Here is a 10,086-nt window from a genome sequence, read left to right on the forward strand (position 1 = left end):
AAAAACATTTAAAAAACGTCATTTCAACAAAGACATGAATCAAAAATAATATAACCCATATGTCTTACAATACTAGGATCACCCTATGAACGATATCAAAAAATTAACGCTACACCCTCGCCAGCTTAGCTTTAAGATGCTACGTGATATCTATGAGCAACCTGTCATATTGACATTACCTGAGAGTGCTTATAAAGCTATCGATGCCTCACACGAAGATGTGCGTACGATTATTGCTCGAGACAAAAGCGCTTATGGAATCAATACTGGTTTTGGCCTGTTAGCAAAGACCCGTATCAGTGATGATCAGCTTGAGCTACTTCAGCGTAACCTAATTGTTTCTCACTCAGTAGGCACTGGTGAAGCACTTCCTGCCAGCGTGGTACGACTGATTATGGTGATGAAAGTGGCCAGCCTAGCACAAGGTGTATCAGGCGTACGCCGCGAGGTAGTGGACAGCTTACTTGCCTTAATCAATAATCAAATCACGCCAAACATTCCGGCAAAAGGCTCTGTTGGTGCCTCTGGTGATTTAGCGCCTTTATCACACATGACGCTTGCAATGATGGGTGAAGGTGACGTGTTTGTCGCTGGCGAAAAAGTGCCTGCAGCAGAAGCACTAGCCCAGCATGGACTTGAGCCAATTATCCTAGCAGCCAAAGAAGGTCTCGCACTTATCAACGGCACGCAAGTCTCAACCGCATTAGCATTACGGGGTTATTTCTTAGCGCGTGACTTGCTGGAGACAGCGACTATCGTTGGCTCCCTGTCAATTGATGCGGCCAAAGGATCGGACTCACCATTTGATGCGCGTATTCACGAAGTACGTGGGCATCATGGTCAAATTGAAATCGCCAAAGCACACCGTCAACTCATTAAAGGCAGTGCGATTCGCGCCTCGCATGATGGTGAGCAGGATGACCGAGTACAAGACCCTTACTGCCTGCGTTGTCAGCCACAAGTCATGGGTGCCTGTCTTGATATCATTAACCAAGCAGGAAAAACGCTACTAATCGAATCCAATGCGGTGACAGACAACCCACTTATTTTTAATAATGAAGATGGCCCGGTTGCCATATCAGGTGGTAACTTCCATGCTGAGCCAGTCGCTTTTGCCGCTGACATCTTAGCGTTGGCAATCGCCGAGATTGGTTCTATGTCTGAGCGCCGTGTTGCTTTGCTAATCGATGCGACGCTGTCAGGTGGTCTGCCGCCGTTCTTGGTCGACAATGCTGGGGTAAACTCAGGCTTTATGATCGCCCATGTGACCGCAGCCGCACTGGCATCGGAGAATAAATCTATCGCTCATCCGGGGAGCGTTGACAGTATCCCAACCTCAGCCAACCAAGAAGATCATGTGTCTATGGCGACCTATTGCGCAAGACGCCTATATGAGATGGCACAGAATACTGCCACTATCATCGGTATTGAGCTACTGTCTGCCGGTCAAGGGATTGATTTTCATCGCGGATTAGAGACATCAGAGCCGTTGACTGTGGCGCATCAGAAACTGCGCGAGAAAGTGACTTTCTATGATAAAGACCGCTACCTAGCGCCTGATATCGAAGCGGCCAAGCAATTGGTATTAGACGGTACGCTTGCTGAGCACTGGCAGTCATTACGTAGCAACTGGTACGAGTCTAAATAAGCGTTAGATAATAGAAGGGAATGAGTAATGGCCATGACGAAAATTAGCATAACCGTGAGTCACACAGCGGCTGACATGATGCTGTGGACCGGCCGTGCAGAGCCATTTGAGACGGCACGTGCCCGCTACTGGTATCAGCTCGCAAAGCCTTACGAGGATCAAAATATTGGGCTAATCGGCTTTGCATGTGATCAAGGGGTTAGGCGCAATCAAGGCCGCGTGGGTGCACGAGCTGCCCCGCCGCTGATTCGCCGAGCGTTTGCGACACTGCCGGTCATTGCGCCATTGCAAACATGCTATGATAATCAACTGGCGACATTGTTGGGTGATGCAGGCGATATCTATTGTCACGACGATGATGACTTTGCTGCGCACACTCTTGAGCAAGCTCAGCTCAAATATGCGGATAAAGTGAGCGCTATCGTCAAACAAGGCGGCTTGCCCATTGGTCTTGGTGGTGGTCATGCCATCGCCTATGGTAGTTTTTTGGGACTATGGCAGGCATTAGAAAATACAAGCGAAGCAAATGCCACACCTACCATCGGCATCATTAATTTTGACGCCCATCTTGATATTCGTCAATCTGATGTGGCAACTTCTGGTACACCGTTTCGCCAAATTGCCGAGCACCTTGATGCACATGGTCAGCCCTTTCATTATTGCTGTATTGGCGTCAGTCGGTTCTCTAACACGGCGGCGCTGTTTGATCGTGCTGAGCAATTGGACGTGCATATCATCAGTGATGAAGACTGCCATTATCAGCCTTGGCAGATACTTGCCGATCAGGTTATAAACTTCATCAATCAAGTTGATGTGGTTTATCTGACCATTGATATGGACTGCTTGCCATCTAGTGTCGTGCCGGGTGTGAGCGCACCTGCAGCCTTTGGTATTGAGCTGGGTTTCGTTGAACGCATGGTCAAAACCATCATGGCATCAGGCAAAGTAAAAATGGCCGACATTGCCGAGATTAATCCCACCTTTGATATTGATGGGCGCAGCTGCAAGGTCGCGGCAAGACTATTAGCGACTATTATAGAGCATCATTTACTGACTCTATAAATAAAGACTTATGAATAAAACTTTGAAGATGAATTTTATATATTCACCTGACTATCAGTATTAAGCAGGAGCTTATTATGAACCACTCTAGCGCACAGATACTCGAAAAATCTATCAATACTACAGATGATAAAGACATCCTAACATCGTTTGACCACATCATTATCAATGCCAATCTTGCGACTTTTTCGGCGCAGTATGGTTTTGGTATTTGCACAAATAGCATCCCATATGGTCAATTAAACAATGCTGCTATCGGTATTAAAAATAGCAGCATTGCTTGGATTGGTGGGCACAATCAAATCACTGCTCATCTGCCTAACTATCAACATCATCAAATCACAGACGTAGATGGTAAATGGATAACTCCCGGGCTCATCGACTGTCACACTCACATCGTCTATGGTGGCAATCGCAGTAACGAGTTTGAGGCACGTTTGACTGGCGCTAGTTATCAAGACATTGCGGCACAAGGTGGCGGTATCGTCTCAACTGTCACTGCTACCCGCGCTGCCAGTATCGAATCGCTATTTGCACAAAGTGAAAAACGGTTGCTTGCACTGATGAAAGAGGGTGTCACCAGTATCGAAATCAAATCGGGCTACGGCCTAGATTTAGACACGGAACGCAAAATGCTCACGGTTGCTCGCCAGCTTGGTGAAAAATATAATATCCATGTGAGCACCACTTATCTAGCGGCGCATGCCCTACCCCCTGAATACAAGTCTCACATGCAGGACCGCTCGGATGACTATATCGAGCAAGTGTGCGAGTGGCTACCAATCTTGCATAGCGAGGGTTTGGTCGATGCAGTCGATGGCTTTTGTGAAAACATCGCCTTTAGCACTGAGCAAATCAGACGCGTTTTTGAAGTAGCACGTGTGTTAGGCCTACCAGTTAAGCTGCACTCTGAGCAATTATCTGACATAGGTGGCAGTGCCTTAGTTGCCGAATATAAAGGATTATCAAGCGACCATTTAGAGCATTTATCAGAAGACGACATCAAAAAAATGGCGGCCAGTGATACGGTTGCAGTTCTATTGCCCGGTGCATTTTATACCCTGCGGGATACCAAGTTGCCACCCATTGAGGCATTACGCAGACACCAAGTACCTATGGCAGTTTCAACTGATTGTAATCCTGGCACTTCACCACTTACCTCATTATTGCTTGCGATGAACATGGGCTGTACGCTATTTTACTTAACGACTGAAGAAGTACTGGCAGGCTCAACCGTTTATGCAGCACAAGCGCTGGGACTGTCTAATAAAGGTAAAATAGAGGTTGGCTGTGATGCAGATTTGGTCTTATGGGATATCGCCCGACCTGCGGATTTGGCTTATCAGATGGGACTAAACCCTATTAACGGCATTATGGTTCAAGGCAAGTGGCGTGAGACGGTATAGCGAACTCATCTAACTACTCACATTAAAAAAGCCCCAGTCATTGAATGATTGGGGCTTTTTTAAAAATAAATGCACAGCCTTGCTACCCCATTTTCAAAAAACTGAGTAGCAAGAAAAACGACTATTGGCGATACCTATCATATCTATCTGTCTAACTTACTTAGCTATTTCTTAAACTTATTGTTGAATACGCTGCCAGTATTGGCATCAACATTTAGCCAAACGATACTATTACCTTTGAGGATATCAGCTTCATAATAGGACGCATGATCACTATAATCTCGGTCGTTTTTAAACTCAATCTCGATAACACGGCCGCCCGATTGTTTTTCAGCAATTTTCATTGCCTGTTTAACATCAATCTTCGCTTGTTTAAGTGCCTTATAATCTACCAGATCGTCACTGTCTAATCGTTCCACATCCGTACTGATCACTCTACCATTCATGGCGTCAACTTTGATTTCATAGTTTCGGCTACTGGTTACAAATTCCATCTCATACACACCGCCTTGCGCTTTATCATCATCGTGATCAAAGCTGGCACTCATCAATAGACCAGATGACTTTTTCGCCGCAATATTTATTGCTTGTTGTAAGCTTATTCTACTGGCTTTGGCGGCTTGGACCTCACTTGCTAGCGGTTGCTGCGTAGATGCATAGATTGTCGTAGTTAACATAGCTGCACCCACTACTACTGCAGCACGAGTACCCAAAGTCGTTAGCGAAAATGGCTTGAAAATCTTGCTCATAACGGTCTCCACAAAATTAATCTTATTGAGTGTTCTAAAATTATTATCTTTTAAAAAACACATATTATCAATAGGTCAATCGTATCACTTCATAAAAACCACTTTGACTGTTCACGGTAGGTTTAATTCATAAAAAACGCGCCTATCGTTAAAACAGACGCGTTATTCGTTAGTAGGTGGCTATGATAAAAGTGCTTAGTTTAAAATACCGTAAGCGACCAATGCATCAGCAACTCGTTTAAAGCCAACGATATTTGCACCAGCCATATAGTTGATATAGCCATTATCCGTTTGACCATACTGTTCTGAGGCATCAGCTGCGCAGTCATGGATATTTCTCATGATATTTTTGAGGCGCAAGTCGATTTGCTCAAAGCTCTTATACTGACGGACTGAGTTTTGTGACATCTCAAGCGCAGAGACTGCTACACCGCCCGCGTTGGCGGCTTTACCTGGGGCATAATGCACCCGGTGCAAACGAATATAGTCGATGGCTTCAGCAGTCAATGGCATGTTGGCACCTTCGACAACGTATGTGATGCCATTTTCAACCATGAGCTTGGCATCTTCTTCATTGACTTCGTTTTGCGTCGCTGATGGAATCGCGATGTCACCTTTAAATTGCCACGGCTTTTGCTTCGCAAACCACTCTCCACCATAAACATCGACGTACTCAGCCAACGGTTTGCTTTTTGCTTTTTGTGCCTTGAGCCAATCAATTTTTTCTTGATTCAGACCCGCTTCATCATACAAAGTCCCTTGTGAGTCTGACACAGTGACGACGATGCCGCCCAGCATATGGGCTTTTTCAGCAGCATGTAATGAGACGTTACCAGCACCTGAAACCAATACTCTCTTACCTTTAATATCGTCATTTTGCGCCGTAAGCATGTTTTCTAAGAAATACACCGCGCCATAACCTGTCGCCTCAGTACGCATCAAACTGCCACCGAAGCCAACGCCTTTACCGGTCAAAACGCCGCCGTATTCGTGCGTTAAATTCTTATACATAGCAAACATATAGCTGACTTCACGCCCACCCACGCCAATGTCACCAGCGGGCACATCGATGTCTTTATTCACATAGTGATGTAGTTCACGCATAAAGGCATAGCAAAAACGGCGGATTTCACTGTCTGTTTTGCCTTTGGGATCAAAATCAGAGCCACCTTTACCGCCGCCCATTGGCAATCCAGTCAAAGCGTTTTTGAATATTTGCTCAAAGCCTAAGAACTTCAACACAGATTGGTTGACAGTCGGATGAAATCTCACGCCACCTTTATAAGGACCTAAGGCATTGCTGAACTGGACACGCCAGCCGCGGTTAACCTGAACTTCACCTTGATCATTTTCCCAGTTAATACGAAAAGCAATAACGCGGTCAGGCTCAACGAGGCGCTCAAATATTTTAAAAGTATCATATTCTGGGTGGGCGTCGTATAACGGCGCAATCGTAATTGCAACTTCTTTTACCGCTTGAACGAATTCAGGTTGATGGGCGTAACGCGCTTCGACTTTTTCGATGGCCTGACTGATACTCATATCTTTTCCTTAGGGTAAAAATGGTGATCGTGCGTACTTACACCGATGTCACGTCGTATGACAACAAACGAGAGGATTGTAGACACTGGTGTAAAACTGAAATTGCCTCGACACGCTGGCTTGTGTAGAGACAAATGGGATTAAAAAAGCTGACTGAATTTATGCCTAGATGCCACATTCAGAGACAAGAACATTTTTTATCCCATAATATATATCATTTTTGGGACGTATAAGTCTAGTAAATATCACCATCATGAAAAGTTATAAGCGATTTTTATTGGCACAGTCTAGCGTGCGCCTTTGCATAGCACCTTGAGGCGCCGACTGATGAGCTTACAGATCTCATTGATTGTGCTAAAAATAGTCCTGTATTACTAAAAAGTCTTCGTTTTCCTAATCGGTAAATAAATCAAATATTAATGGAAATTTGTGTATTGATAACCGTTAAGTAAAGACGAAAGGTCAATAATCAGCACCAAACGGTATAAAAAAACCAAAAACATGGCTTTTTGCTTGAGCTGATGTATATCAATATTGACAGCAAGGGTTTATAATAGCTGACTTAGTCAACATTTATTCTCCACCATTACTAACTGTTATTTTATCAATTGAATAACCCGTCATAGAGAAAGCGATATGCGTACAGATTTATTCCAGCAAATTTTGGAAGACCTAAACAGCTCATCAGCCGATGTTGAAGCATCTGCCCTTATTTCTAACGATGGTCTGATGATTGCCTCAGCACTACCAACGGGCGTTGATGAAGACCGTGTTGGCGCTATGTCAGCGGCTTTATTGTCATTGGGTGACCGCGCAGGTCATGAGTTGGCACGTGGTAGTATCGATCGTATTATGATTCAAGGTGAAAAAGGCTACGTGATTATGACCTCATCTGGAGATGAAGCGGTACTTACTATTATGGCAAAACCGAATGCAAAACTTGGTTTGATATTCTTAGATATCAAGCGTGCCTCAGAAGCCCTTGCAAAACTTATCTAATTGGTAAATTTGGATTTTTGTCGATAACACATTTTGGTAAATTTGGATTTTTGTCGATAACACATTTTTTATTATTTAATGTCATATAGCACATAGCACGACTGATAAATATGACTTTAAATCAAAATGAGGTGACTGTCTCATAAAAAATATTTAAGATGGCACACATTATTTGTATGGAATAATAGCCTGATAAATATTGGGACGACGACTGAGCTGAAAGGCAACATGATGTTATCGACAACTACCACACCAGATTGGCTTTTTAATCATTATAAATATAACGATAAATAAAGGAGATTACGATGGGTTCTCCAATCCCTGATGCACATAAGCCTGATATGCCCGCTGAGCAGATTACTCTGACTTATTATGATGGTACATCGCGGACTGTCTATGATACTGGTATTGAACGCCCTTATCCTGATGGCAAGCTGATTGTATCTCGCACCGATTTGGATGGTGTGCTGACTCACGTCAACGATGCTTTTGTCGAAATCAGTGGCTACAGCGTTGATGAGCTTATTGGTCAGCCACAATCTATTTTGCGCCACCCTGATATGCCAAAAGCCGCTTATAAAGATTTGTGGAATACCGCAGCGGCTGGGCAAAAATGGCATGGCTACGTTAAGAATTTATGCAAAGATGGTAGTCACTACTGGGTCTATGCGACCGTTGTGCCAAACATTCGTCGCGGCGAAACAGTGGGTTATACCTCGGTACGCCGTAAGCCATCACGTAGCAAAATCGAAGCTGCTATGGCTCAGTATGCCCAAATGAATCAAAATGAGGAAGGCTAAATCATGACGACACACAATATGTTAATCGCCCCTGATTTTTCTCCTGAGCGTTTTGCAGGCTGGCACATGTTTAATATTTTGATTCAAAAACGTGCCAACCTAAATATGCATCTGAATATACCTACCTCACATGCTGAACAAGAGAAAATCATTGAGGCAGGTGACATTCAAGTTATCTATGCCAACCCATTTGATGCAGCTACTTTGATCCGTGAACAAGGCTATCGCGCTGTTGCACGCCCTATCGGCAAATCGGATGAGATGGTCATTGCTGCTGCGGCAAACAGTGATATCAAGCGCTTAGAAGACATTAAAGCGGGTGCGACCGTAGCAATGGCAGACAACCGTGATGTTAAGCTGATTGGTTTACGCTTATTAGAAGCTGTAGATATAGAAGAGTCTGATCTCAACTGGGATATCACTGAAACTTATCAGGCAGCTGCCCGTAAAGTCATCAAAGGTGATGCTCAAGCAGCTTTCTTCTTGGCAGAGATTTTTCATAGCTTTTCACGCTTGACCAAAACTCAGCTGTCAGTGCTAATCGAAAGTGATTTGGCAGATATTAGCCATGTATTACTGATTAAAGATGGCTTTCCTGATACAGAAATATTCATGAATGCGATCCTGAACTTGCATAATGATGACGATGGTAGAGAAGCATTGGCTGAACTTGGCATGCCTCAAGGGTTTGAAGCCATGGACGAAGAAGATGCTGAATTTATGATAGATTTGATGCAAACTTTACTTGATTAATTATTAATTATTAATTATTAATTGGCACGTTGCACCGTTTCGCTTAGTGAAGTCATAGCCTATTGTCGCTCAATAGTGGCTATATCATTTTGACCATACGATATTAGCCATAAGCTGTTAGCCATATAATAGACACTATGACTTAAAGGACACTATTATGTCTGATTTAGACCTTATCAAAGAAAATGAGATGGAGGCGCGCCGAGTATTTCGTTTATATTCGCGTAAAGTGTTTTTGGCACCCAATAACCGTCATTTTCATGAACAACGTATCAATGCCGCATTACTTTTAACCGAAAAAGAGCCGCTGCAAGGTGCCGTCGCAGACTTTTTTTATGGCTGTTGGTATGACATTCCTTACGATGTAAACAACCTGTTTACGCGTATTAAAGATCGCTTGTACCCTCATGTCCAGCAAGGGTTTCGCGATTGTATTAGTAAGAAGCGATATATTCAACGCAATAGTATGCTGGCGACTCGCTGGAGTGTCCTGATATCGCCGTCTCTCAATGAGCAAAAACAGCGATTGCTTATCAGTAGCGATGACGCCAAAGAAATATCCAAAGACATCACCGCTGAGCTTATGCAGGCGCGTGAAGATAAGAATTGGGGCACGATTGAGCAGATCGAAAACGAATTCTTTGCTCACTGTATCGCTCGCAATGATCGACTTGCCTTCTCGTTAGTATGGTTTCGCTTGGGTAAAAGCGACTGGCAGTTCGATGAGCGCTGGAACAACTGTCAACAGCATCTTGATCAGACCATCAAGACCTAATTTATCGCCGATTTAACCCTTTCATCACAATGGTAGCCGCTATGTCCTCTTACTTAAATGCTGATAAAACGTATCTAACCCTCACTCCAGCCGGTATTTTTGAGGCATTTTCACAAAGTGAGCCCACTGATGAACAGCTGTCATTACAAGACTTAATGTCCTATGGGGAGACGTTGCTCGCTGCTGATTGGCTTGAACGTTATTCTGACGAATGGCTACAGAGCTTTATAGAACACGGCTGGATTGAAAAGCTGTCTTTGTTGTTACCCGCACCCAGGAATATTATAACCCCTAATTTATGCACAAGACGCCTAATAACATAGCCTTAACAGCTATAATAGCATTGTGCACT

10 protein-coding genes are annotated in these 10,086 nt (G+C 43.9%); 8 read left to right on the plus strand and 2 right to left on the minus strand.

The genetic code is table 11. The features are described 5' to 3' along the window. Positions 1–85: 85 nt before the first annotated feature. From hutH to hutI, 3 genes are all read left to right on the plus strand, one after another. On the plus strand, positions 86–1,648 hold the full coding sequence (hutH, locus tag JMX95_RS06695) for a histidine ammonia-lyase (protein ID WP_193008639.1): 1,563 nt from the start codon (positions 86–88) through the stop codon (positions 1,646–1,648). Between the two features lie 33 nt (positions 1,649–1,681). Continuing rightward, positions 1,682–2,710, plus strand: coding sequence for a formimidoylglutamase (hutG, locus tag JMX95_RS06700; RefSeq protein WP_193008638.1), 1,029 nt, complete (start codon positions 1,682–1,684; stop codon positions 2,708–2,710). Positions 2,711–2,787: 77 nt separating this feature from the next. Beyond that, complete coding sequence (hutI, locus tag JMX95_RS06705; protein WP_193008637.1) at positions 2,788–4,116, plus strand: imidazolonepropionase; 1,329 nt, start codon at positions 2,788–2,790, stop codon at positions 4,114–4,116. 164 nt (positions 4,117–4,280) lie between these two features. Here the strand turns inward: hutI and JMX95_RS06710 are convergent, their stop codons facing one another. Together JMX95_RS06710 and gdhA are read right to left on the minus strand one after the other, a co-directional pair. Then, a complete protein-coding gene (locus JMX95_RS06710; RefSeq protein ID WP_055124627.1) occupies positions 4,281–4,865 on the minus strand; it encodes a PepSY domain-containing protein in 585 nt (194 codons plus the stop codon). Positions 4,866–5,060: 195 nt separating this feature from the next. Next, positions 5,061–6,407, minus strand: a complete 1,347-nt coding sequence (gdhA, locus tag JMX95_RS06715) for an NADP-specific glutamate dehydrogenase (protein ID WP_055124628.1) — start codon at positions 6,405–6,407, stop codon at positions 5,061–5,063. Between the two features lie 636 nt (positions 6,408–7,043). Here gdhA and JMX95_RS06720 point away from each other — a divergent pair. The 5 genes from JMX95_RS06720 (at position 7,044) to JMX95_RS06740 (ending at position 10,057) form a co-directional block, all read left to right on the plus strand. Beyond that, entirely contained in the window at positions 7,044–7,406 is a 363-nt protein-coding gene (locus JMX95_RS06720) for a roadblock/LC7 domain-containing protein (RefSeq protein WP_193008636.1), read from the plus strand. A gap of 305 nt (positions 7,407–7,711) precedes the next feature. After that, entirely contained in the window at positions 7,712–8,206 is a 495-nt protein-coding gene (locus JMX95_RS06725; protein WP_193008635.1) for a PAS domain-containing protein, read from the plus strand. Positions 8,207–8,209: 3 nt separating this feature from the next. Beyond that, complete coding sequence (locus JMX95_RS06730; RefSeq protein ID WP_193216818.1) at positions 8,210–8,959, plus strand: PhnD/SsuA/transferrin family substrate-binding protein; 750 nt, start codon at positions 8,210–8,212, stop codon at positions 8,957–8,959. 157 nt (positions 8,960–9,116) lie between these two features. Next, entirely contained in the window at positions 9,117–9,734 is a 618-nt protein-coding gene (locus JMX95_RS06735) for a hypothetical protein (RefSeq protein ID WP_201560386.1), read from the plus strand. A 41-nt stretch (positions 9,735–9,775) separates the two neighbouring features. Beyond that, positions 9,776–10,057, plus strand: a complete 282-nt coding sequence (locus JMX95_RS06740) for a hypothetical protein (protein WP_201560387.1) — start codon at positions 9,776–9,778, stop codon at positions 10,055–10,057. Positions 10,058–10,086 lie beyond the last annotated feature (29 nt).

It is taken from the genome of Psychrobacter sp. NC44 (assembly GCF_904846655.1).
Taxonomy (GTDB): domain Bacteria; phylum Pseudomonadota; class Gammaproteobacteria; order Pseudomonadales; family Moraxellaceae; genus Psychrobacter.

Coding starts and splice junctions, on each gene's coding strand:
- hutH (WP_193008639.1), top strand. CDS start 86: ATGAACGATATCAAAAAATTAACGCTACACCCTCGCCAGCTTAGCTTT.
- JMX95_RS06710 (WP_055124627.1), bottom strand. CDS start 4,865: ATGAGCAAGATTTTCAAGCCATTTTCGCTAACGACTTTGGGTACTCGT.
- JMX95_RS06720 (WP_193008636.1), top strand. CDS start 7,044: ATGCGTACAGATTTATTCCAGCAAATTTTGGAAGACCTAAACAGCTCA.
- JMX95_RS06730 (WP_193216818.1), top strand. CDS start 8,210: ATGACGACACACAATATGTTAATCGCCCCTGATTTTTCTCCTGAGCGT.
- JMX95_RS06735 (WP_201560386.1), top strand. CDS start 9,117: ATGTCTGATTTAGACCTTATCAAAGAAAATGAGATGGAGGCGCGCCGA.
- JMX95_RS06740 (WP_201560387.1), top strand. CDS start 9,776: ATGTCCTCTTACTTAAATGCTGATAAAACGTATCTAACCCTCACTCCA.
- JMX95_RS06725 (WP_193008635.1), top strand. CDS start 7,712: ATGGGTTCTCCAATCCCTGATGCACATAAGCCTGATATGCCCGCTGAG.
- gdhA (WP_055124628.1), bottom strand. CDS start 6,407: ATGAGTATCAGTCAGGCCATCGAAAAAGTCGAAGCGCGTTACGCCCAT.
- hutI (WP_193008637.1), top strand. CDS start 2,788: ATGAACCACTCTAGCGCACAGATACTCGAAAAATCTATCAATACTACA.
- hutG (WP_193008638.1), top strand. CDS start 1,682: ATGACGAAAATTAGCATAACCGTGAGTCACACAGCGGCTGACATGATG.